A 22,385-nucleotide genomic window follows, 5' to 3' on the forward strand; every position below is an offset into this window, starting at 1 on the left:
CGCCGGGCGGTGGGGGTCAGCGGCCGAGGAAGGTGGGCTTCTCCTTGGCGACGAAGGCGGCCACCGCGATCCGATGGTCCTCGGAGGAACCCGCTCGCAGTTGCAGTTCGTCCTCCTTGGCCAGGGTGTCGATCAGGGAGTGGGAGGCGCCGTAGGCGACCGATTCCTTCAGGGCCGCCAGGGCCACGGTCGGGCCTTCGGCCAGGCGATGGGCCAGGTCGCGGGCGGTGTCGAGGACCTCCTCGGCCGGGACCACCCGGTGGGCCAGGCCCAGCTCCAGTGCCTCGGCGGCCTTGATCGTGCGGGGCAGCATCAGCAGCTCGATCGCCCGGGCCTGGCCGACCAGGCGCGGCAGGGTCCAGGACGCGCCCGAGTCGGCGGTCAGCGCGACCCCCGCGAAGGCGGTGTTGAAGCCGGCCGTGTCCGCCATGATCCGGAAGTCGCAGGCCCAGGCGATCGCCGCGCCGGCCCCGGCGGCCACCCCGTTGACCGCCGCGATCACCGGCTTGGCCATCGTCGCCAGCGCCGTCACGAGCGGGTTGTAGTGCTCGCGCACGGTCGCGAAGGTGGCGTCGGGGCCGGTCTCCAGCTGCCGGATGTGCGCCTTCAGGTCCTGGCCGGCGCAAAACGCCCGACCGCTTCCGGTCAACAGCACCGCCCGGACGGCCGGATCCTCGGCGGCGCGCAGGACCGCGTCGCGCAACGCGATCTTGGTCGGCTCGTCGAGCGAGTTCATCGCCTCGGGCCGGTTCAGGGTGACGGTCGCGACTCCGTCGGCGAGGTCGTACCGCACAATCTCGGCCTTGTCGGTCATGACTTGCCTCCACATCACATACATCGCCGCAGGTGGGATGTGCACAGCATGCCGGAAGCCGGATCCGGCCCCCGCCCCGCCCCTGACGGACCGTCAGCCGCATTTCCGAGCCGGGACGGACCATCCCATTCCGCGCCGTACGGACGGGGTTGGAGAGGTCGACGGGACCCGATGTTGCTCACCCCACCGTTCGATGCGGGATAATGGTCCCTGATCAATGCTCTCGAAGACCGGTGGCCGGTTTGAGCACCGGTGCGTCGATATGCAGGAAGGGGAACGAGCATGGCGGCCATGAAGCCGCGGACGGGCGACGGCCCGCTCGAGGTGACCAAGGAAGGGCGGGGCATCGTCATGCGCGTTCCGCTTGAGGGCGGTGGACGGCTCGTGGTCGAGCTGTCGGCCGATGAGGCCGGCGCCCTGAGCGAGGCGCTGAAGAACGCCGTGGGCTGACCCCCTGGGGCGACGCCCTCGACGAAAGTCGTGATGCGACGGCCCCGGCACGGACATGGAGACTCATGTTCGTACCGGGGCCGTCGGCATGTGCGTGGGCGGGTCGCATGTCGGCCCGGTCGGGCTCAGCCCCGACGGGCCGCGCACAGCAGGCCGTCGCCGACCGGGAGCAGCGCCGGCACCAGCGACTCGTGCTCGCGGATCACCCGCAACACGTCGCGCACGGCAGCGGTCTCCGCGTCGCGGTGCGCCGGATCGGCCACCCGGTCGCGCAGCAGCGCGTTGTCGAAACAGACCACGCCGCCGGGCCGCAACAACCGCAGCGCCTCGGCGAGGTAGTCCAGGTATTCGAGCTTGTCCCCGTCGCAGAACACCAGGTCGTAGCCGCCGTCGGCGAGCCGGGGCAGCACCTCCAGGGCCCGGCCCGGGATGAACCTGGCGCGCCCGCTGGGAAAGCCCGCCTCGGTGAAGGTCTCCTTGGCGAGCCGCTGGTTCTCGGGATCGGCGTCGACCGTGGTGAGCACCCCGTCGGAGCGCATGCCGCGCAGCAGGTAGAGGCCGGACACCCCGGTCCCGGTCCCGATCTCGGCGACCGCCTTGGCCTCGACCGCGGCGGCGAGGAAGCGCAGCGCGGCGCCGCCGCCGGGACCTATCGGGAGCACGCCGACTTCCCGGGCGCGGGCGCGGGCGCCCGCGAGGACGGCGTCCTCGCCGACGTACTCTTCCGCGAACGCCCAGCTCGCCTGGCGATTGCCGGAAATGGCTTCCTCCTCTGTCCCGGCCGCCCGTTCGCGCTCGAGACGGGTCGGCCACCTGAGCGCAAGCGTATTACCGAGGCGTCCCCCCACCGCCCGGGGAGCGCCGCACGATTGCCCGACCTCCCCGGCCCCGGCCCCGCCGACGCCCCCACCCCGTGGCGCGTCAGCGCCCACGACCCGGGCCGACGGCCCCCGCCCACCCGCTCCCGCCGCGGACCCGCCCGTGGCGAGCCGGCCCGCGCGACCCGCCCTCGGCGAGCCGGCCCCGAGCGCCCGCCCCGGGAACCCCGTATGGATGTGGTTCGTTGGCCCCCACGGAAGACAGGTGAACACGAGGCTCGTGGTCTCGCGGCACCGGAGGTTGGGTCGGACCGGGGCTCGGCGCCCTTATCCGGGCTTAACAGGCAGGACGCTTATGGTGGTTGCGCTACTCGGAAGAGGAGGTGTGGCAGTGGTCGACCGTCGCGGGGAACAATCCTGTACTCGCGAGCCGTCGCCGATGCCGGATCACGTGGCCGAAGCCGCAAACGCAACCAGCAGCCCAGCCCAGGCCGAATGGGTCCCGCCGACGTGGGAGGACATCGTCCGCACCCACTCCGCGCGGGTGTATCGGCTCGCCTACCGCCTCAGTGGCAACCCGCACGACGCGGACGACATCACCCAAGAGGTGTTCGTCCGAGTGTTCCGATCGTTGTCGAGCTACACGCCCGGCACGTTCGAGGGTTGGCTGCACCGCATCACCACGAACCTTTTCCTCGACATGGTTCGGCGCCGTCAGCGCATCCGCTTCGAGGGTCTGGGCGACGACGCGGGCGAACGCCTCGCCGGTCGTGAGCTCTCGCCCGCGCAGGCATACGACGACGCCCACCTGGACGCGGACGTCCAGCAGGCGCTGGACGCGCTCGCGCCGGAGTTCCGCGCCGCGGTCGTACTGTGTGACATCGAGGGCCTGTCGTACGAGGAGATCGCCACCACGCTCGGAGTGAAACTCGGGACCGTGCGCAGCCGCATCCACCGCGGCCGGTCCCAGCTCCGTGCGGCGCTGCGGCACCGTGCTCCCCGGAACAAGGCAGGCCAGGAGACGGCTGCGGAGGTCCGGACCACGGTGCGGAGATGAGGGACCGTGAGCAGTGAGCCCGGCGACCGCTTGGGCAGGGGGGTAGTGAGTGCCACACGGCTGGGGCGCGCCGCGACCCGATGTGGGGCATGCGAGGTGGGGACATGAGCCACCCCGAGGACAAGCTCGCCGCCTATGTGGACGGCGAACTGGGCCATGAGGCCCGGGAGAAGGTGCTGGCGCACCTTGCCGAATGCGCGGACTGTCGCGTGGAGGCCGAGGAGCAGCGCCAGGTGAAGCAGTTGCTCGGCAACGCGCGTCAACCCGGCCCCTCCGAGGACCTGATGGCGCGGTTGTTCGCGCTCGGGGAATCCGCCGAGAAGCCGCCCGCGCCGCCTGCGGGCGGCGATCGATTCATGTTCCCGGCCGCCGGGCGACCCACGGGCTCGACCCGCGCACGTTCGCGGTCGACCGGCCCGCGGGCGGGCCGGCCCGGCAACATGCCCGAGCGGGTGCGCCCGCCGGTGAGCCGGCGTCGGCTGACGTTCGCGGCGGCCGGCGCATTCTCGATGATGGCCGTCGCGCTGAGCAGCGCCTTCGTGCCGGGCGGGACCAGCGGCGGCACCGAGGGCCGACCCGCGGCCCCGGCCGTCGAGCGCTACCTGGTGGAGCAGGCCGCGAGCACCGGCGCGTTGCCTGCGGGCAAGTCGGTCAAACGCTCCGAGCCGGTGCTCGCGGGGGCGTCCATGACGGTGCCGGTCCACACGATCGAGGCCCGGCACTAGCTGCCGCGCCGCAGGCCGTACCCCCGGTCCCGGGTGCCGATGCGCCGGGTCCGGGGCGCCCGCGCGGATCCGCGCGGGCGCGCTGCTTTCGGGCGGGTTCGCGTGCGGGATGTGACGGGTATCCGCTGCCGCCGGGACGCCGGCGAGCGGCACGCGCAAGACTGTGGCCGGGCCGGAGAAGCAGCGGATGCCCCGGCACACCGGGAGCGGTAGGAAGGCACACGATGAGCGACGCATACGGCCGTGGGGGAGCGGAGCCGCCGCGAGGCGACGACGCGCCGGCCGGACCGGCACCCGAGCACGACCTCGGCGCGGAGCCGGCGGCCTTCCCGCCCGGTGGCCCGCGGGTGTCGACGGACCCCGGAGAGGACACACCCGACGGCGCGGCCGCGAGCCTTGCGGCTTCCGGCCGGGCGGCGGACGAGGAGCCGCCCACCGAGGTCCGACCGGTGTCGGGGGCGGAGGACTCCGCCGGGGACGACTCGCGGGCTTCGGACACGGGCGCCGGGACGGGTCGCGGGGACGCGGCCGACGGCGGCGCCGAGCCGGGTCACCGGGGCGCGACCACCGAAGGCTTCGCCGCGCCCGGCGGCTCGCACGCGGCCGATGCCGAGCCCGCCGCGTTTCCCGCGCGGACGTCGTTGGCCAAGGAGCCGCCGCCGGCCGATCCCGCCGCCGAACCCGATGCTTTCGGGGTGCCGACGCCCGATGTCCGGGACGCGGTGACCGCCGAGGTGCCCGTGGTGCACGGCACCGCCGAGTTGCCGGCCGCGGACGACCCCGGCTACGACCCGTTCGCCCCGCCGCCGCAGCCGCCGCCCGCCGGGCCGCCTCCGCAGCAGCCCACCGGGCAGTGGCCGGGATATCCGGGGCAGCCCGGTGCCTACGGTGTGCCGGCCGGCGTCGCGCATCCGGGCTACGGGCCCTACGGGCCGTACCCCTCGTACGCCCCGCAGACCGGCTACGCGCCCTATCAGGCCGTGCCGTACGGCTATGCCGTCCCCGGGGACATGACCGGCGCGGGCGGGCCCACGGAGGACCTGGGTCGGCGCTACGGGCGACGGCTGGTGGTGTGGGCCGCGGCCCTCGCCCTCGTCGCCGGGTTGATCGGCGGCGGCATCGGGGCCTGGATCGCCGATCGGCACGACACCAGGATCCGCCTGGGCGACCCGCCGCAGAGCGGTCCGGCCCGGGGCAAGGACACCATCGCCGGCCTCGCGGACCGCACGCTGCCCGGCGTGGTGTACATCCACGCCAAGACCGGTCGCGGCGAGGCCACCGGCACCGGCTTCGTGCTGGACACCGCCGGCGACATCCTGACCAACAACCACGTCGTGGACTCGGCCGCGTCCGGCGGCACGATCACGGTGACGTTCAACGACGGGCAGCGCACCACCGCGACCCTGGTCGGCCGGGACGCCGGCTACGACCTCGCGGTGATCCGGGTGTCCGGCGTCCAGGGGCTGCACCCGCTGCCGCTGGGCAACTCCGATGCCGTGCAGGTCGGTGACCCGGTGATCGCGATCGGTGCGCCGTTCAACCTGGAGGGCACCGTCACCTCCGGGATCATCAGCGCCAAGGACCGCGCGGTCAGCGCCGGCTCCTCCGGCAGCGACGTCTCCTACATCAGCGCGTTGCAGACCGACGCGCCGATCAACCCCGGCAACTCCGGCGGGCCGCTGATCGACGCGGCGGGTTCGGTGATCGGGATCAACTCGGCGATCCGCTCGGCCGGCGGCGGTGGCCAGGGCAATCCGTTCGGGGCGCAGCAGGAGGCGGGCAGCATCGGCCTCGGCTTCGCGATCCCGATCAACCAGGCGCGCCGGGTTGCGCAGCAGTTGATCGACACCGGCAAGGCCTCGCATCCGGTGATCGGCGTCTCGCTCGACGTCGCCTACACGGGCGACGGCGCCCGGATCGCGTCGGAGGACGTCAAGGGCACGCCGCCGGTGCGTCCGGGCGGACCCGCCGAGCAGGCCGGGCTCAAACCGGGCGACGTGATCAAGGCGATCGACGGTCGCCGGGTGCACGACGCGAACGAGTTGATCGTGGCGATCCGGTCCAAGGCGCCGGGCGGCGTGGTCAAGCTCACCATCGAGCGTGACGGCGCGGAGCGCTCGGTCGACATGACCCTCCAGGCGGGCTGACCCGGGGGCCGGCCGTCCCCGAGGGGCCGGCCGGCCGCCAAGCAGGATGACTCGGACATGACGTACACATGGCCGGGTGATCACATCTTTTGCCAATAGGCGCCAAGCGACCGGTTCGGTGCCGCCCGCGACCTTCCGTTCGGGGGGTCGACGACTACTCTGAGGGGGTTCGGTCACCCGACCGAACCCCCTCGCGCAATCTCGTGGAGTCCAGGTGTTCGACGTCGGTGCACCCGAGATGGTCGCGCTCGTCATCCTCGCGATCGTCATCTTCGGTCCCGAGAAACTGCCGAAGATGATCGGCGACGTGGCGCGCACCATTCGCAAGTTCCGCGAGTTCTCCTCCGGGGCCCGCGCGGACCTGAAGAAGGAACTGGGTCCGGAGTTCCAGGACATGCACCTGGAGGACCTGAACCCGAAGACCTTCGTCCGCAAGAACCTGATGGGCGACGGCGACGACGATCTGGGCATCCGGGAGTTGCGCGACTCGCTCGGCAAGGACTTCGACGACATCAAGGGTCTGGCGAGCGGCAACCTCTTCGAGCCGGACGTGCCCGACACCTCGCACCGCCCGTCGGCCGGGCAGTCGTCCGCGCCGAAGACCTCGCTGCACAAGAACGGCGGCGCCGCCCGGGTCGAGCCCGGCGAGCGTCCGCCGTATGACGCCGACGCCACCTGAGGGTCGACCCCGCCCGTCTCCGGCCGGGGATCCGCGGCCCGCATTCCGGCCGACCGGCGCCGCACACGGCGTCGGAGCACCCGCGCGTTCGGGCACTATGGAGCCCGAGTACACGGGCGGTGTGTGGTCGGTGACTCGGCGGATACATGTATCGCACGGCTCGTCCACCCGGCATCGCTCGGGGGAGTGGCCGCCCGACATGGCAGACCGAGGCAGCCGGCGCGGCGCCGTCGCGCCGCGCGAGAGGACCTGAGGCGGAGCATGGACACAATCAGCCACGCGGGCGAGGCGTTGCCCGCCGAAGGGGCCGGCAGGCCCGATCTGCTGGCGGAATACCTGAGCTCGGACTTTCCCTGGTACGGCCTGGACGAGGGCTGGAACGGGCGGCGTTGGTTGTCCTCGGTGTGCCGGGGGCGGGGCACGATCGAGTACGGCACGCTGGGCCACGGCGACCTGCCCAGCCGCCGGCCCGGTGACCCCACGCCTCGCCGGTTCGTGTCCGTGGTGACCGTCCCGCAGCGGCCCAAGCGGCCGGCCGGCGACGGCACGGGACAGATGGAGGCCACGTCGAAGGCGAGCGCGGCGTCACTCGCAGGGGTGGCGTTGCTCGCGGACAGTTGGCCGTGGCAGTTGGACCGCGCGACCCGTGCGGAGTGGCTGGATCAGCAGACGAACATCGCGTGGGACCTGTCCGACAATCTGCCCGGACCGGGGTGGACGGACCTGGCGATCCCGGTCGACGGGGTGCCGGCGCGTTTCCGCTACCGGGAGTCGGCGTACGGCTGGGTGCTCGCGGGGGAGAGCGCGGGGGTGTACCTGGGGGTGTACGGCCGGGGCGCGAGCGCGTACGGCCTGGGCCTGTCCCGCTCGGTGGATCTGCGAACGTACGCGACGCCGGACGCGTGAGCGCCCGGCGCGGCCCCGGGGTCACGGACGCGCCGCAACGGGCGGGCGTGCCCCCGGGATCGGCGCGCCGAGACCCCGAACGGGTGCCGGGGCCGGACAGGCTCTAGAAGTTGCGCAGCGGGGTCAGGCCGAGCTGGAGACCGGAGAGGCCGCGCTCGCGACCGCCGAGCTTCGCCGCGACCGCGCCGAGCGCGACGGCGGCGGGCGAGTCGGGCGCGTCGACGACGACCGGGCGGCCGGTGTCGCCGCCCTCGCGCAGCCGGGTGTCGATCGGGATCGAGCCGAGCAGCGGCACCTTCGTGCCGGTGGCCGCGGACAGGCCGTCGGCGACGCGCTGTCCGCCGCCGGAGCCGAACACGTCGACCATCTCGCCGCAGTGCGGGCAGGGCAGCCCGGCCATGTTCTCGATCACGCCGGCGATCGTCTGGCGGGTCTCGACCGCGATCGTGCCGGCCCGCTCGGCGACCTCGGCGGCGGCCTGCTGCGGCGTGGTCACCACCAGGATCTCCGCGTTGGGCACCAACTGGGCGACCGAGATGGCGATGTCGCCGGTGCCCGGCGGGAGGTCCAGGAGCAGGACGTCGAGGTCGCCCCAGTAGACGTCGGCCAGGAACTGCTGGAGCGCGCGGTGCAACATCGGCCCGCGCCAGACCACCGGCGCGTTGCCGGGGGTGAACATGCCGATCGAGATGACCTTCACACCCAGCGCCGACGGCGGCATGATCATGTTCTCGACCTGGGTGGGCTTGCCCTCGGCGCCGAGCATGCGCGGCACCGAGTGGCCGTAGATGTCCGCGTCCACCACGCCGACCTTCAGGCCCTGCCCGACCATCGCCGCGGCCAGGTTCACCGTCACCGAGGACTTGCCGACGCCGCCCTTGCCGGAGGCCACCGCGTAGACCCGGGTCAGCGAGCCGGGCTTGGCGAACGGCACCTCGCGCTCGGCCTGGCCGCCGCGCAGTCGGCTCGCCAGCTCCTTGCGCTGCGTGTCGCTCATCACGTCGAGTTCGACGCCGACCGAGGTCACCCCGGGCAGCGCGGCCACGGCGGTCTCCACCCGGCTGATGATCGTCTCGCGCATCGGACAGCCGCTGACCGTCAGATAGACCGCGACCTCGACCCGACCGTCGGCCAGGATGTCGACGGATTTGACCATGCCCAGTTCGGTGATGGGCCGGTGGATCTCGGGGTCCTGGACGGTCGCCAGGGCATCCTGGACGTCGTCCGCCGAGGGCAGGGTTGCAGAAGCCATACCGTGAGCTTACGACCCTCGCGCCGGAATCCTTTGCGAGCATCGGGATCCGGGCCCGGAGCGGGGGCTGCGAACCGACGGGGAGGTGCCGCGTGACGATATCGGCCGAGCGGACGCGAGTGGCGGAGTTCCGCCGGGCCCTGGGCCTGGCGACGCTGATCGACGTGCACACGCACTTCATGCCCAAGCAGGTGCTGGACAAGGTGTGGGCGTACTTCGACGCGGCCGGTCCGCTGATCGGCCGGCCGTGGCCGATCACCTACCGCCTGGACGAGGACGCGCGGGTCGCCACGCTGCGCGACTTCGGCGTCTCGGCGTTCACCTCGATGTTGTATCCGCACAAGCCCGCGATGGCCGCGTGGCTGAACGCGTGGTCGCGCGAGTTCGCCGCGCGCACCCCCGACTGTCTGCATACGGCGACGTTCTTCGCCGAACCCGACGCGGCCAAGTACGTGCGCGAGGCGATCGACGCGGGTGCGGTGGTGTTCAAGGCGCACGTCCAGGTCGGTGGCTGGGATCCGACCGATCCGCTTTTGGACGACGTGTGGGGCACGCTCGCCGACGCCGGGGTGCCGGTGGTCGCGCACTGCGGGTCCGGGCCGGTGCCCGGGGCGCACACCGGGCCGGAGCCGATCGCCCGGGTGCTGGCCCGGCATCCGCGGCTGGCGCTGATCGTCGCGCACATGGGGATGCCGGAGTACGGCGCGTTCCTGGACCTGGCGGCGCGCTACCCGAGGGTGCACTTGGACACCACGATGGCGTTCACCGAATTCGTCGAGGAGGCCGCCCCGTTCCCGTCGGCCGACCGGCCCCGGCTGCTCGACGCGGCGGATCGCATCCTGTGGGGCAGCGACTTCCCGAACATCCCCTACGGCTACGCCGACGCGCTCGCCGCGCTCACCCGGGTCGACCTCGGCGACGACTGGCTGCGCGCGGTCTGCCACGACAACGCGGCGCGGCTGTTCGGCCTCGCCCGGGGCCTTCCCGGGGTCTCGCGCGCCCGCCCGTAAACCCGTGCCGGCGCGTCGGTGCGGCCGGCTACCGTGCCGGGGGTGGAGAGGATCGGGTACGTCCGGGGAGATGCCACCACGCCGCTGGGCAAGGGCGTCAAGGTGATTGCGCACGTGTGCAACGACCGGGGCGGCTGGGGCAAGGGCTTCGTGCTCGCGCTGTCCAAGCGGTGGCCGGAGCCGGAGGCCGACTACCGGCGGTGGTACCGCGAGCGGGCGGGCAACGACTTCGGACTCGGCGCGGTGCGGCTGGTCCGGGTGGACACCTACCTGTGGGTGGCCAACCTGATCGGCCAACACGGCACCCGTACCGGCAGCAAGGGCCCGCCGGTGCGCTACGACGCGATCGACCGGGCCCTGGGCACCCTCGGCGAGCGGGCGCTCGAACTCGGCGCGTCGGTCCACATGCCGCGAATTGGCTGTGGTCTGGCCGGGGGCACGTGGGGCAGGGTGGAGCCGCTCATCCTCGAACGGTTGAGCGGGCGCGGTGTCCCGGTCACCGTCTACGACCACGACTGACCACGAGGCGGGCGCGCGGTGACCATCCGAACCACGACGGGCACCGACGCGGGCGCCGAGGCCGCGGCGCCCGCGCGCCGGCCCAACCTTTGGCGCGACGCCTCCCTCTCGGCGGTGCTCGCCGGCCTGATCGCGGTGCTGGTCTCCTACTCGGGGCCCCTGGTGATCGTGCTCTCCGCCGCGGCCGGCGCGGGGCTGAGCCCGGCGCAGACCGGCTCGTGGGTGTGGGCGCTGTCCATCGGCAGCGGGCTGACCTGCCTGGGCCTGAGCCTGTACACCCGGATGCCGATCGTCACCGCGTGGTCCACCCCGGGGGCCGCGCTTTTGGTGACCAGCCTGGGCTCGTACGCGTATCCCGAGGCGATCGGCGCGTTCGTGGTCACCGGCGTGCTGATCACCGTGATCGGGGTGACCGGCGTGTTCGGCCGCCTGATGCGCAAGGTGCCCGGCGCGGTGGTGTCGGCGATGCTCGCCGGGATCCTGTTCTCGTTCGGCACCGGGGTGTTCACCTCGGTGCGCACCGTGCCGTGGATCGGCGGCGGGGTCCTGCTCGGCTACCTGGTGGCCAAGCGCTTCGTGCCGCGCTACGCGGTACTGGTCGCGCTCGTGGTCGGGGTGGGCTGCGCGGCGTCCGGATCGCGGTTGCACGTGCACGTGGACTCGTTCGAGATCGCCCGGCCGGTGTGGACCACGCCGCACCTGTCCGTACCCGCGCTGATCGGGATCACCGTGCCGCTCCTGGTGGCCACGCTCGCGTCGCAGAACGCGCCCGGGATGGGGGTGCTGACGGCCTCCGGCTACCGGCCCGACGACCGAGTGTTGATCGGCTCCACCGGCGCGGTGTCCACGCTGCTCGCGCCGTTCGGGTCGCACGCGATCAACCTGGCCGCGATCACCGCGGCGATCTGTACCGGACCCGAGGCGCACCGCGACCCCCGCAGGCGTTATGTCGCGGGGGTCGCGTGTGGCGTGTTCTACCTGGTCGTCGGGATGTTCGGGTCGACCCTGGTCGCGGTGTTCGCGGGCCTGCCCAAGGAACTGATCGCCGCGGTCGCGGGTGTCGCGCTGTTCGGCGCGTTGGCGAGCGGGCTGACCGGCGCGATGGCCGACGACGAGCACCGGGAGGCGGCACTGATCACCTTCCTGGCCACCGCGTCCGGGGTGACCATCCGGGGCATCGGGTCCGCGTTCTGGGGCTTGATCGCGGGGGTCCTGGCCCATGTGGTGCTCTCGTCGCGGTGGTTCAGCCGGCCGGCCGCACGCCCATGAGCACGCGCATGCCCTCGGCGAGGTCGCGCCCGGTGGGGGCGGTGTCCGGGGCGAACATCCACTGGCTGACCACACCCACCAGCAGCGCCTGACACAACGATCCGACCGTGCGGGTCAGGTGCTCGTTGCCCTCCTCGGGCACCCCGAGGAAGACCGAGGCGAGGCCGCTGCGCCCCGCGTCCTGCGCCGCGCCGAGCACCTTGTGGATCTCCGGCAACTCGTCGAGGTGGGCCAGGATCTCGAAGTTGGCCGCCCACATCATGCGGTGCGACTCCATCAGGTCGATCACCCGCGCCCAGATCGCCTCGAACCGCTCCAGCGGCGCGGTCTCGGTGCCTACCGCCTCCGTCAGCGCGGCGGACAACTCGTCGCCCCAGCCCTCGATCGACTCCAGGAGCGCCTGCTGCATCAGCGCGTCCTTGGATCCGTAGTGGTAGCCGATCGAGCCCAGGTTGGTCCCCGACGCGGCGACGATGTCGCGCGCGGTGGTGCGCATGTAGCCCTTTTCGTACAGGCAACGTTTGGCTCCGGCCAGCAGGTCTTCGCGATGTCCCATGGTCCGATGGTAGCGCCGTTCTAGACGGATGTCTTATACGAGTGACTCATACATTTGTATAAGACGGTCGAGGCTACTCGGACTCCGGCGGGCGGCCCGCCCGGCCCAGGTGCGCGTCGGTGACCTCGCGGCCCATCAGCCAGCCGTCCGTCTCCCGACGCTCGTCCAACTCCTTGAGCATGGACTGCAGTTCCGAGCGCAGGAAGTCGCGCGTGGCCACCTCGCCGAGGGCGATCCGCAGTGCCGCGACCTCGCGGGTCAGATACTCGGTGTCGGCGATGTTGCGCTCGTTGCGGGCCCGGTCCTGCTCCAGGTTGACGCGGTCCCGGTCGTCCTGGCGATTTTGCGCGAGCAGGATCAGCGGCGCCGCGTACGACGCCTGGAGGGACAGCGCCAGGGTCAGGAAGATGAACGGATACTCGTCGAAGCGCAGCGCCGGCGGCACGAAGATGTTCCAGCCGATCCACACGATCACCGTGGCGGTCATGTAGACCAGAAACCGGCCGGTGCCCAGGAAGCGGGCGATCCGCTCGGAGAACCGGCCGAACGCCTCCGGGTCGTACGCGGGCAGCAGCGGACGCCGCCGCGGATCGCGCGGTTGATCCAGGCGCGGACGACGCCGCTTTTCGGCGCTCGTGCTCTCACGTGCCACGGCGGACACCCCCGTCTCCGTGTATCGCGCCCTCGCGCCAGTCCTCGGGCAGCAGGTGGTCGAGCACGTCGTCGACGGTGACCGCGCCGAGCAGGTGGTCGTCCTCGTCCACCACGGGCGCGGCGACCATGTTGTAGGCGGCCAGGAAGCTGGTCACCTCGGCGAGCGGGGTGTCCGGCCGCAGCGGCATCAGGTCGGTGTCCAGGACCGCGCCGACCAGGGTGAACGGCGGATCGCGCAGCAGCCGCTGGAAGTGCACCGTGCCCAGATACTTGCCGGTCGGCGTCTCGGTCGGCGGCCGGCACACGTAGACCTGACTGGCCAGCGCCGGCGACAGGTCGGCGTTGCGCACCTGCGCCAGCGCCTCGGCGATGGTCGCGCCCGGCTCCAGCACGATCGGCTCGGTGGTCATCATGCCGCCGGCGGTGTCCTCGACGTAGGTCAGCAGCCGGCGCACGTCCTCCGCCTCCTCCGGCTCCATCAGACCCAGCAGGCGCTCCGCGGTGTCCTCGGGCAGCTCGGAGATCAGGTCGGCCGCGTCGTCGGGGTCCATCGCCTCCAGCACGTCGGCCGCGCGCTCCTCCTGGAGCTGGCCCAGGATCTCCACCTGGTCGTCCTCGGGCAACTCCTCCAGCACGTCGGCGAGCCGGTCGTCGTCCAGCGCCGCGGCCACCTCGGCACGGCGCTTGGCGGACAGGTTGTGCAGCACGTTGGCCAGGTCGGCGGGGCGCAACTGCTCGAACGTGGCGAGCAGGTTCGCCGCACCCTGCTGGTCCTCGGGGCGCTCGAAGCCGACCACCGCGTTCCAGTCGACGGTGATCGTCTCGCCGCGCCTGCGGCGCAGCGCCGAGGTGCCGCCCTTTTGCACGAAGAGCTTGGAGATCAGCCAGTCGCGCCCGCGCCCGAGCGCCATCGCCACGTCGAGGACGGTGACCGACTCGTCGTTCTCGGCCAGCGTCACCCGCCGGTCCAGCATCTCGGCGAGCACCAGCGTCTCGCTCGGTCGTTGCTCGAAACGGCGCATGTTGACCAGCCCGGTGGTGATCACCTCACCGGTCTCCACGCTGGTCACCCGGGTCATCGGGACGAAGATCCGGCGCCGGGTGGCCACCTCGACGACCAGGCCGAGCACCCGCGGGGGCAGTTGGGCGGTGCGCAGCATGACGACGACGTCGCGCAGCCGGCCGACGTGGTCGCCGTTGGGATCGAACACGGCCACGCCCGCGAGGTGCGAGATGAACACCCGTCCGGATGACGCACCCATGCCGTGGTCCCTCCGTCGCCGATGTCCGCCGCCGATGTGCCGCGCCGCCGATGTGTGTGCCCGCTCGTGCCGGGGGCATCCCAGTCGGTCAGGCTACCGGTGAAGGTGGGCACGATCACGACACCTCCCGCCCGGCTCAGTACAGTGCCGCCCGTGCGCTTGCCTCAGACGAAGACCACGATCGCCCTCCTGACCGCCTGCGTCCTCGCCGGCACGGCGTGTTCGAAGGCGGAGACCGGGCTCGGTTCGGAGTCCGCGGATGCCATCACCGGCAAGGCCAAGGCGGCGGCGGCCGGGACCGGAGCGGTGCACGTGCAGGGGGTGTGGAAGATCCAGACCCAGCAGTTCAGGATCGACCTGCGCCTCAAGCGCGACGGCGGGGTGGGCACCGTGGTCACCGCCGACAGCACCATCGAACTGCTGCGCATCGGCCAGGATCTGTACGTCCGCGGCGACGCCCGGCTGTACCAGGGCCGGGACGGGCGCGGCGGGGCGGACGTCGAGCAGTCGGCGCAGGCGTTGCGGGACAAGTTCGTCAAGGTGCCCGCCTCCGACCCCAGTTACGCGCGACTGTCCGGCTTTACCCGGATGCAGGACATGATCACCGATCTGATCCGGCTCAACGGCAAACTCAAGAAGGACGGCCGGGAAAAGGTGCGGGGCGTCGAAACGCTCAAGGTGGTGGCCGACCGCGGGCGCGGCGGCGAGTTGCGGGTGGCGCTGACCGGGACGCCGTATCCGCTCAAGTACATTCCGTCGCCGAGCGGCGGAGCGCTCGAACTGTTCGAGTACGACCAGGACTTCCCGTTGGTGCTGCCCCATGCCGACGAGGTGCTGGACTACGGCACGCTGACCGACGGCAAGGACCCGTCGGGCAAGCCGACCGGCAAGCCCACGGACAAGCCCGGCGGGCCGGTGCCGGGCACCGACTGAGCCCGGCCGCGCGGGCTCCGGGATACCGTTTCCGGGAGCACGACGCGGGAGCACGACGACGCGGACGGGCGTCGAGGCGGTCGGCGAAACCTACGAGACATCGAACGACGAGGGAACCAGGCGATGGATCACGTGCGACGCGGCTTCGTGGTGGCGACGGCGGCGGTATCGGTCACGATGCTGGTCGCCGGGTGCAGTCCGGGACGGCCCGCGCACCGCTCGTGGCAGGCGCCGGTGGACGAGCCGACGGCGGGCGCGCCGCTGGGCAACCAGGTGGACGGGCTCGACCCGGCGGCGATCCTGCAGCGGGCCCAGGCCGCGACGGCCGCGGCCAAGTCGGTGCACGTGAAGGGGGAGTTGGCGGTCCCGGGCACGGCGGGCAAGCCGGCGAAGCCGTTCAGTGTGGACATGCGCTTCACCAGCACCGGCAGCGCGGGCCAGATCGTCGAGGACAACACGACCGCGTACATCACCCGGGTGCAGAACCAGGTCTGGTTCCGGGGCGACGCGAAGTTCTGGTCCAAGGTCGACGGCGCCGGCTCCGAGGTGGGCAACCACGACAAGTTCGTCCAGGTGCCCTCCGGCGACAAGAAGTACAGCGGCATCGTCGAGAACACCTACGTCGAGCGGCTGACCACCAAGCTGATGGGCAAGCCGGGCAAGCTGGAGAAGGGCGCCGTCAAGCAGGTCAACGGACACCGGGCGATCGCCCTGGAGAACCGCACGCCGGGCGCGGGCGGCGTCATCTGGGTGGCCACCGAGGGCGCTCCGTATCTGCTGCGCATGGAGTCCGCCGCCGACGCGCGCCAGGCCGGAGCGTTCGACTTCCTCGCCTACGGCGAGCGGGTCGACCTGCACGCGCCGGACCCCAAGGAAGTGGTGGACAAGGACCTGACCACGCCGGGGCGGTCGACGAGCAACGGCAACGGCTCCACCGGCTCAGGCGGCTCCACCGGGCGTCCGTCGACCGGCGCGCCCGCCACGAGCTCGTCGGGCACTACCCGCCGACCCGACATCGGGCGCACGCCCAAGCCGCCGGTGCCGACGGGGCTCAGGAGCGACCCGGTGCTGTTCCCCTGAGTCGCGCTCGATCCGTCGGCGCGGGCTTCAGGCGCGCCGGCGCAGCCGGCCGATCGACCAGTTGAGCGGGGACGCGCCCCGGGTCACCGCGGGTGAGCCGATCGGCACCGCGCGGCCGGCGTCGTGGGGCAGCGCCCGGGCGGACCCGGTGGGGGTGAGCCGGACCAGGTCGCACTCCCGGGCCCAGCGCGCGGGCTGCTCCTCGCCGTCGGGCGCGTTCAACCGGGCGGCGTGCAGGGCGAGTACGGCCGGCTCGTAGCTCGGGTCGCCGGGCGCGACCACCGCGACCCGGGCGGTCCAGCCCGGCAGCCGGCCGCCCTTGTCCTTGCTGCGCACGTCCACCAGCACGGTCGCGGCGGCGGTCAGGCCGGGCACGAACTGCTCCACCGCGCCGGGTTCGCGGGCGGTCACCAGCCACGAGGCGCCGTCGAGCCACACGTGCCAGACGGGGCGGGCCGGGGCGGGGGCGACGGTGAGCCACAGGAGGCCGGACTTCTTCGCGGCCTCTTCGAGCAGTGCGGCCTCTTCCAGCAGTGCCGCCGCTTCGGGCGGGGCGCCTTCGGGCGTGCCGTCGGTGTCCGTCATGCGCCACAGCGTCCCACAACGCGCGGGCCCCGAACGTGCGCCACCTCATAGTCGCTTTCGGGTGACCCGTCGGTAACCTGACCGCACGATCCGCAGCACTGGGAGGACCAGAGACATGGCCGCCACATCGCGTAGCTTGCGTTCCCGCCGTTCCTGTATGGCCGTACCCGGCAGCAACCCGCGCTTCATCGAGAAGGCGCAGGGGCTCCCGGTCGACCAGGTGTTCCTCGACTTGGAGGACGCCTGCGCCCCGCTCGCGAAGGAGGGCGCGCGGCACACCATCGTCGACGCGCTGAACAACGGCGACTGGGGGGACCGGATCCGCGTCGTGCGGGTCAACGACTGGACCACCCACTGGACCTACCGCGACGTGGTCACCGTGGTCGAGGGCGCGGGAGCCAACCTCGACGCGATCATGTTGCCCAAGGTGCAGGACGCGGGCCAGGTCAAGGCGCTGGACCTGCTGCTCACCCAGATCGAGAAGACGGTCGGCCTCGAGGTCGGCCGGATCGGCATCGAGGCGCAGATCGAGAACGCCCGCGGCCTGGTCAACGTGGACGAGATCGCCGCCGCGTCGCCGCGCGTGGAGACGATCATCTTCGGCCCGGCCGACTTCATGGCGTCGATCAACATGAAGTCGCTGGTGGTCGGCGAGCAGCCGCCGGGCTACGACACGGGCGACGCGTACCACTACATCCTGATGCGCATCCTGATGGCCGCGCGGGCCAACGACCTCCAGGCGATCGACGGCCCCTACCTCCAGATCAAGGACGTCGAGGGTTTCCGTCGGGTGGCCGGCCGCTCGGCCGCGCTGGGCTTCGACGGCAAGTGGGTGCTGCACCCCGGCCAGATCGACGCCGCGAACGAGCTGTACCAGCCCACCCAGGCCGACTACGACCACGCCGAGATGATTCTCGACGCCTACGACTGGTGCACCTCCGCCGAGGGCGGGATGAAGGGCGCCGCGATGCTCGGCGACGAGATGATCGACGAGGCCTCACGCAAGATGGCCCTGGTGATCTCGGCCAAGGGCCGCGCCGCCGGGATGCAGCGCACGCAAAAGTTCGAGCCGCCGAAGGGCTGACGCCGGATCGGTACGACGGCGAGGGGCGGGTTCCGGGCAGCCGGACCCGCCTCTCGGCGCATGCCCGGCGGCCCGGATCGCACCGCCGGATCGGCTCCGCGCCGGGTCGGCGCGAAGCGTGGATCGGCGTCCGACCTCCACTGGGGCGGGGCGGTCGTCTATCGTGTGCCCGGGCCGGAGTACTTCGGCGGGCAAAGGGCAGCAGGAGGCTGGCATGCAGGGTGGCTTGACGGTGTCCGTGCACACCCAGGGCACCTCTTCGATCGTCACGGTCGCCGGTGAGATCGATGTGGACAGCGCCGCCGCGGTGCGGGACCGTCTGTTCGAGTGTGTCGAACAGGGCAGTGTGCGTTTGGTGATCGACTGCTCCGAGCTCGACTTTTGTGATTCGACCGGGTTGAACGCGTTCCTCGCCGCCCGACTGCGTGCGCAGGCCGCGGGCGGAGCGGTGCACCTCGTGGGCGTTCAACCCGCCGTTGCGCGGGTATTCGAGATCACCGGTGCGGTACAGGGGTTCACTTTCCACGAGACCCTGGCAGAGGCGGTCGGAGAGTAGCCCGTGACTTCTGGTGTCCTCCAGCGGGATGCGGGCAACTATCACCGCGTAGCAGCGTGAGCGAGGTGAGCCAATAGATGTGCGCCATGCGATCGCAGGCGCCCGGCGACGGGGAGGCCTGTTTCTCCACCCCACCGCTTCGTCAGGTGCGGAGACTGCCGTTCGAGGGTGCGGCGGGGGCGGTGGCGCGGTCGCGGACGTTCATCCGCAACACGCTCCACGCGTACGGATGGAGTGGCTCCGAGGACGAGCAGGTGCTGCTGACCTCCGACGACGTGCTGCTCGTCGCGGTCGAGTTGGTCACCAACGCGTGCCTGCACGCGGGCGGCCCGGTGGAGCTGCGGGTCGTGCGGACCAGCGAACTGCTGCGGATCGAGGTGGACGACCGCAGCGAGGAGCCGCCACAGGCGAGGTCGCCGCACTCCGGAACGCGACCGGGGGGTCACGGGCTGCACATCATCCGCCGGTTGACGCTGGACTGGGGCGTGGTCGTGCACCGGGAGCAGGGCAAGACGGTCTGGGTGGACATGCCCGTGCCCGAGGCGATGCGCTGAGCCGACGGGCCGGGGGCGTACCGGGCCGAGGTCGGTCCGGGCGGCCGATACCCTGGAGCACATGTCTGCCTCTTCGGTTCGTGTTCGCTTCGCTCCCTCTCCCACCGGCATGTTCCACGTCGGTGGCGCTCGTTCCGCGCTGTACAACTGGGCCGTGGCGCACAAGGCCGGCGGCGTGTTCGTGTTGCGGATCGAGGACACCGACGAGGCGCGCAACCGGCCGGAGTGGACCGACGGCATCCTGAGCGCGCTCGCGGCGATCGGGATCAGCCCGGCCGACCCGGCCTTCGAGGGCCCCTACTTCCAGTCGCGGAACACGACGCTGCACCGCGAGTCGGCGGTCCGGCTGTTCGAGGCGGGCCGCGCGTACTACTGCGACTGCACTCGCGAGGACCTGGAGGCCCGGACCGGCTCCAAGCACCTGGGCTACGACGGCTTCTGCCGCGAGCGCGGCCTGGCGGCGGGCGACGGGCGCGCGCTGCGCTTTCGTACCCCGGACGAGGGCGTCACGGTGGTGGCCGACCTGGTGCGCGGCGTCACCGAGTTCCCGAACGCCTCGCTCGAGGACTTCGTGATCGCCCGGGGCAACGGCTCGGCGGTGTTCCTGCTGGCGAACGTGGTCGACGACGTCGACCAGAAGATCACCATGGTGATCCGCGGCGAGGAGCACCTGTCCAACGCGGCCAAGCAGCAGCTCCTGTGGGAGGCGCTGGGCGCGACCCCGCCGCAGTGGGCGCACCTGCCGGTGATCGTGAACGAGAAGCGGCAGAAGTTGTCCAAGCGCCGGGACAAGGTGGCGCTCGAGTCCTACCTGGACGAGGGCTACCTGCCCGACGCGCTGGTGAACTACCTGTTCCTGCTCGGGTGGGGCCCCAAGGACGACATCGAGATCCGGCCGTACGCCGAGCTGGAGCAGCTGTTCGACCTGCGCGACGTGAACAAGTCGTCGGCCTTCTTCGACGTGAAGAAGTTGTCCTCCTTCAACGCGGACTACATCCGCGCGCTGGACGCGGACGCCTTCGTGCGCGCCTGCGAGCCGTGGCTGCTCGGGCCGAAGGCGCCGTGGGCGAAGGAGGCGTACGACCCGGCCGTGTTCGCCGAGGTGGCGCCGCTGGTGCAGACCCGGATCACGGTGCTGGACGAGGTGCCGATGTACGTCGACTTCCTGTTCCTGGCCGAGCCTGCCGACGACGAGGCGGCGTGGGCCAAGGCGATGAAGCCGGGCGCGGCCGACGTGCTCGCGAGCGCCCGCGACGAACTCTCCCGGGCCGAGTGGAACGTCGACGCGCTCAAGGCCGCGGTCGAGGCCGCCGGCGCCGCACACGGGCTCAAGCTCTCCAAGTCCCAGGCCCCGGTCCGCGTCGCGGTCACCGGCCGCACCATCGGCCTCCCGCTGTTCGAATCCCTCCAGGTCCTGGGCCGCGACCGGGTCCTGGCCCGCGTCGACCGTGCCCTGAAGCGCCTGGCCGAGGCCGAGTAGCCGCCGGCCCCGAACGGGGCGGGCCCGCACGGCGGACGGCCCCCGCGACCGAAGTCGCGGGGGCCGTCCGGGTGTTCGGCTGCGCGGGTCAGCTGATCGAGAGGGTCAGGGTGCTGGTGTAGGTGCCGATGGCCTGGTAGGCCGGGACGGCGAGGGACAGGTCGGCGTCGGCGGAGAAGGTGCCGCCCGTGCTTGCCCCGGCCGGGGCCGAGGCCAGGGTGGCGCCGGTGCCGATCGGGCCCGCGCTACCGGGCACCGCGGTGCTCGGCGAGCCGGTGCCGGTGGTCACCTTCGGGGTCCAGGTGAACTTGTCGGCGCCGATCTTGCCGCCGTTGCCGTTGCCGAAGTCGGACACCGAGCCGGTGAGGGTCCACCCGGTGTTGCCGCCGCGGAAGTCCTTCACGGTCACAGTGTTCAGCGCGCCGGTCATGTTCTGCGCCTGGCCGTTGAGCGTGATGTCCGACAGCTTGATGGCGCCGGCTTCCTGGGTGATGGTCAGACCGCCGGCGACGACGTTGCCGGTGATCGTCTGGTCCAGGTTGCCGCCGGGCACGGTGATGCGGAACGGGGTGGTGACCGCCGTCGTGTCGTCGGTGCCCTCGGTCACGTAGATCGCGGTGATCGACGGGTCACTGGCGACGAAGTCGGGGATGGTGACCGTGCCGTCGGCGGCCGAGTCCGCGTATGCGGCGGTCTCGTCGAGCACGTACCCGGTCGCGGTCTGGCCGCGCGCGATGATGGTGAGGTTCGGCCCGAAGTTTTTGCCGGTGACCTTGACCGTGGTGCCCACGGGGCCGCTGCCCGGGCTGATGGAGATCTGGCGCGCGGTCGCGTTGATCTTGATCGGGGCGAGCGCCTCGGCGGCGCCGACCTTGACCTTGATCTTGTAGTTGCCCGCGGGCACCGTGGCGACTGTGCCGACGTTGCCGGTGAGCGCTCCGTCGGCCACCGCGAGGGTGTTGCCGGGGGCGATCTTGGCCGCGTCGCACGCCGCGCCGGCAGCGTCGCACAGCTCGACCGTCGGGCTGCCGGCCGGCCAGTGCGCGCCGGTCAGCGCGAACGGCACGCCGGCGTTGGCCTCGGCCGGGGCGGACAGCGTGGCCGGCTCCTGCGAGGTGCCTTCGACCTTGAGGGTGCGCGAGACCGCGATCGGGTCGACCGGCGAGCAATCGGTCGGCACCTTCAGGCCCAGGGCCGTGGTCCATGTCGAGTAGATGTCCGGCGTCAGGTTGACGTCGCCGGGCGTGGTCACGGTGAACTTGCCGGTGGCGTCACTGACTTTGAGGTCCTGGCCGGGCAGCGCCTCCGGGTTGTCCTGCGGCCCGGTCAGTTTGAAGGTGCCGCTCTGCGCGCCGGCGAGCTTGACCGTGGCGTCGAGGTAGGTCGAGTTCGCGGGCACCTTGCCGATCACCGGGATGGTCGGCGGGGCCTTGGGGAACACGGTGAAGTGCCACTTGACCGTGATCTCGTCGCCCACGGCGTAGGTCGGCTTGTCCGGGGTGACCTGCAGATCGACCTGGACCTGACCATTGGGCAGGTTCGGCGAGTACTTGTTGACACAGTGCGTCGTGTAGTCGACCGGGGCCGCCTGGGCGGACGGTGCGAGGACCACGAGACCGCCGGCGGACGCGACGGCGACGACGGCTGTCGAGGCGAGCAGCCTGCGTGGAGCGATTCTTCGCATTCGGGACACTATTCTCCTCGCGGGGATGGAAATATGCCTACCGCCGTGGAGCGGCATCGTGCGATCCGGGAATTGCACTGCGGCCTCCACCTCTCGGGGCGGGGCGGGCCGCCGGTCGGAATGCGACGGATGCGGTGGCAGTCGGCAATAGATGGTCCGACACCGTATTCATCCGTTAATTGCTGACGAAGTCAATGACTATTTCGCGGCGGTTCAGGTGTCACGTGTCAACATGATCGACATACCGCGCGAAGGCCGAAGCGGAATGCGATCTTCCGCTGGTGATGGGCGTTGTCGGCACGGCGAAGGCC

General features: G+C 71.8%; 23 protein-coding genes. 15 read left to right on the forward strand and 8 right to left on the reverse strand.

Features of this window, described 5'->3' with window-relative positions:
• Positions 1-16: 16 nt before the first annotated feature.
• Entirely contained in the window at positions 17-814 is a 798-nt protein-coding gene (locus tag ACFXKZ_RS13635; protein WP_379999773.1) for an enoyl-CoA hydratase/isomerase family protein, read from the reverse strand.
• Between the two features lie 282 nt (positions 815-1,096).
• Here ACFXKZ_RS13635 and ACFXKZ_RS13640 point away from each other — a divergent pair, with 282 nt between their 5' ends.
• On the forward strand, positions 1,097-1,264 hold the full coding sequence (locus tag ACFXKZ_RS13640; protein WP_078976897.1) for a DUF3117 domain-containing protein: 168 nt from the start codon (positions 1,097-1,099) through the stop codon (positions 1,262-1,264).
• A 125-nt stretch (positions 1,265-1,389) separates the two neighbouring features.
• On the opposite strand, the gene ACFXKZ_RS13645 is transcribed toward ACFXKZ_RS13640, so the two are convergent.
• Complete coding sequence (locus ACFXKZ_RS13645) at positions 1,390-2,025, reverse strand: O-methyltransferase (protein WP_078979442.1); 636 nt, start codon at positions 2,023-2,025, stop codon at positions 1,390-1,392.
• 496 nt (positions 2,026-2,521) lie between these two features.
• Between ACFXKZ_RS13645 and sigE the strand changes: the two genes are divergently transcribed.
• The 5 genes from sigE (at position 2,522) to ACFXKZ_RS13670 (ending at position 7,596) form a co-directional block, all read left to right on the forward strand.
• Positions 2,522-3,139: an RNA polymerase sigma factor SigE gene (sigE, locus tag ACFXKZ_RS13650; protein ID WP_101897113.1), complete on the forward strand. Its 618-nt coding sequence runs from the start codon at positions 2,522-2,524 to the stop codon at positions 3,137-3,139.
• 104 nt (positions 3,140-3,243) lie between these two features.
• A complete protein-coding gene (locus tag ACFXKZ_RS13655; RefSeq protein ID WP_379999775.1) occupies positions 3,244-3,864 on the forward strand; it encodes an anti-sigma factor family protein in 621 nt (206 codons plus the stop codon).
• Positions 3,865-4,088: 224 nt separating this feature from the next.
• Positions 4,089-6,011 (forward strand): trypsin-like peptidase domain-containing protein, encoded by a 1,923-nt coding sequence (locus tag ACFXKZ_RS13660; protein ID WP_379999778.1) that lies wholly within the window; start codon positions 4,089-4,091, stop codon positions 6,009-6,011.
• Positions 6,012-6,249: 238 nt separating this feature from the next.
• A complete protein-coding gene (locus ACFXKZ_RS13665; RefSeq protein ID WP_380000034.1) occupies positions 6,250-6,690 on the forward strand; it encodes a Sec-independent protein translocase subunit TatB in 441 nt (146 codons plus the stop codon).
• A 261-nt stretch (positions 6,691-6,951) separates the two neighbouring features.
• Positions 6,952-7,596: a hypothetical protein gene (locus tag ACFXKZ_RS13670; RefSeq protein WP_379999780.1), complete on the forward strand. Its 645-nt coding sequence runs from the start codon at positions 6,952-6,954 to the stop codon at positions 7,594-7,596.
• Positions 7,597-7,699: 103 nt separating this feature from the next.
• Here ACFXKZ_RS13670 and ACFXKZ_RS13675 read toward each other — a convergent pair whose 3' ends face one another.
• Entirely contained in the window at positions 7,700-8,848 is a 1,149-nt protein-coding gene (locus tag ACFXKZ_RS13675; protein WP_379999782.1) for an Mrp/NBP35 family ATP-binding protein, read from the reverse strand.
• Between the two features lie 92 nt (positions 8,849-8,940).
• Here ACFXKZ_RS13675 and ACFXKZ_RS13680 point away from each other — a divergent pair, with 92 nt between their 5' ends.
• From ACFXKZ_RS13680 to ACFXKZ_RS13690, 3 genes are read left to right on the forward strand one after another with little or no spacing between them, the layout of a single operon-like run.
• On the forward strand, positions 8,941-9,858 hold the full coding sequence (locus tag ACFXKZ_RS13680) for an amidohydrolase family protein (RefSeq protein ID WP_379999785.1): 918 nt from the start codon (positions 8,941-8,943) through the stop codon (positions 9,856-9,858).
• Between the two features lie 42 nt (positions 9,859-9,900).
• A complete protein-coding gene (locus ACFXKZ_RS13685) occupies positions 9,901-10,377 on the forward strand; it encodes a macro domain-containing protein (RefSeq protein ID WP_379999787.1) in 477 nt (158 codons plus the stop codon).
• Positions 10,378-10,395: 18 nt separating this feature from the next.
• Positions 10,396-11,646, forward strand: a complete 1,251-nt coding sequence (locus ACFXKZ_RS13690; protein WP_379999789.1) for a benzoate/H(+) symporter BenE family transporter — start codon at positions 10,396-10,398, stop codon at positions 11,644-11,646.
• On the opposite strand, the gene ACFXKZ_RS13695 is transcribed toward ACFXKZ_RS13690, so the two are convergent.
• From ACFXKZ_RS13695 to ACFXKZ_RS13705, 3 genes are all read right to left on the reverse strand, one after another.
• A complete protein-coding gene (locus ACFXKZ_RS13695) occupies positions 11,621-12,202 on the reverse strand; it encodes a TetR/AcrR family transcriptional regulator (RefSeq protein WP_379999791.1) in 582 nt (193 codons plus the stop codon). The two genes, ACFXKZ_RS13690 and ACFXKZ_RS13695, sit on opposite strands and share 26 nt — an antisense overlap.
• 73 nt (positions 12,203-12,275) lie before the next feature.
• Positions 12,276-12,854, reverse strand: a complete 579-nt coding sequence (locus ACFXKZ_RS13700) for a DUF1003 domain-containing protein (RefSeq protein WP_379999793.1) — start codon at positions 12,852-12,854, stop codon at positions 12,276-12,278.
• On the reverse strand, positions 12,844-14,118 hold the full coding sequence (locus ACFXKZ_RS13705) for a magnesium transporter MgtE N-terminal domain-containing protein (RefSeq protein WP_379999795.1): 1,275 nt from the start codon (positions 14,116-14,118) through the stop codon (positions 12,844-12,846). Before ACFXKZ_RS13705 ends, ACFXKZ_RS13700 begins: the two co-directional genes overlap by 11 nt.
• A gap of 153 nt (positions 14,119-14,271) precedes the next feature.
• Between ACFXKZ_RS13705 and ACFXKZ_RS13710 the strand changes: the two genes are divergently transcribed.
• Both ACFXKZ_RS13710 and ACFXKZ_RS13715 read left to right on the forward strand, forming a co-directional pair.
• Positions 14,272-15,051: a hypothetical protein gene (locus ACFXKZ_RS13710; RefSeq protein ID WP_379999797.1), complete on the forward strand. Its 780-nt coding sequence runs from the start codon at positions 14,272-14,274 to the stop codon at positions 15,049-15,051.
• Between the two features lie 123 nt (positions 15,052-15,174).
• Positions 15,175-16,131 carry a hypothetical protein gene (locus tag ACFXKZ_RS13715; RefSeq protein WP_379999798.1) on the forward strand — a complete coding sequence of 319 codons (957 nt, stop codon included), beginning with the start codon at positions 15,175-15,177 and terminating at the stop codon, positions 16,129-16,131.
• 27 nt (positions 16,132-16,158) lie between these two features.
• Here ACFXKZ_RS13715 and ACFXKZ_RS13720 read toward each other — a convergent pair whose 3' ends face one another.
• Positions 16,159-16,716 (reverse strand): hypothetical protein, encoded by a 558-nt coding sequence (locus ACFXKZ_RS13720; protein WP_379999800.1) that lies wholly within the window; start codon positions 16,714-16,716, stop codon positions 16,159-16,161.
• 115 nt (positions 16,717-16,831) lie between these two features.
• Here ACFXKZ_RS13720 and ACFXKZ_RS13725 point away from each other — a divergent pair, with 115 nt between their 5' ends.
• The 4 genes from ACFXKZ_RS13725 (at position 16,832) to gltX (ending at position 20,390) form a co-directional block, all read left to right on the forward strand.
• Positions 16,832-17,800, forward strand: a complete 969-nt coding sequence (locus ACFXKZ_RS13725) for an HpcH/HpaI aldolase/citrate lyase family protein (protein WP_379999802.1) — start codon at positions 16,832-16,834, stop codon at positions 17,798-17,800.
• Between the two features lie 214 nt (positions 17,801-18,014).
• On the forward strand, positions 18,015-18,356 hold the full coding sequence (locus ACFXKZ_RS13730) for an STAS domain-containing protein (protein ID WP_379999804.1): 342 nt from the start codon (positions 18,015-18,017) through the stop codon (positions 18,354-18,356).
• 86 nt (positions 18,357-18,442) lie between these two features.
• Complete coding sequence (locus tag ACFXKZ_RS13735; protein ID WP_379999806.1) at positions 18,443-18,910, forward strand: ATP-binding protein; 468 nt, start codon at positions 18,443-18,445, stop codon at positions 18,908-18,910.
• 109 nt (positions 18,911-19,019) lie between these two features.
• Entirely contained in the window at positions 19,020-20,390 is a 1,371-nt protein-coding gene (gene gltX, locus ACFXKZ_RS13740; protein WP_380000036.1) for a glutamate--tRNA ligase, read from the forward strand.
• Positions 20,391-20,478: 88 nt separating this feature from the next.
• Here the strand turns inward: gltX and ACFXKZ_RS13745 are convergent, their stop codons facing one another.
• Positions 20,479-22,074 (reverse strand): hypothetical protein, encoded by a 1,596-nt coding sequence (locus tag ACFXKZ_RS13745; protein WP_379999808.1) that lies wholly within the window; start codon positions 22,072-22,074, stop codon positions 20,479-20,481.
• Between the last annotated feature and the right edge of the window lie 311 nt (positions 22,075-22,385).

Source organism: Embleya sp. NPDC059237 (assembly GCF_042754105.1).
Taxonomy (GTDB): Bacteria; Actinomycetota; Actinomycetes; order Streptomycetales; family Streptomycetaceae; genus Embleya.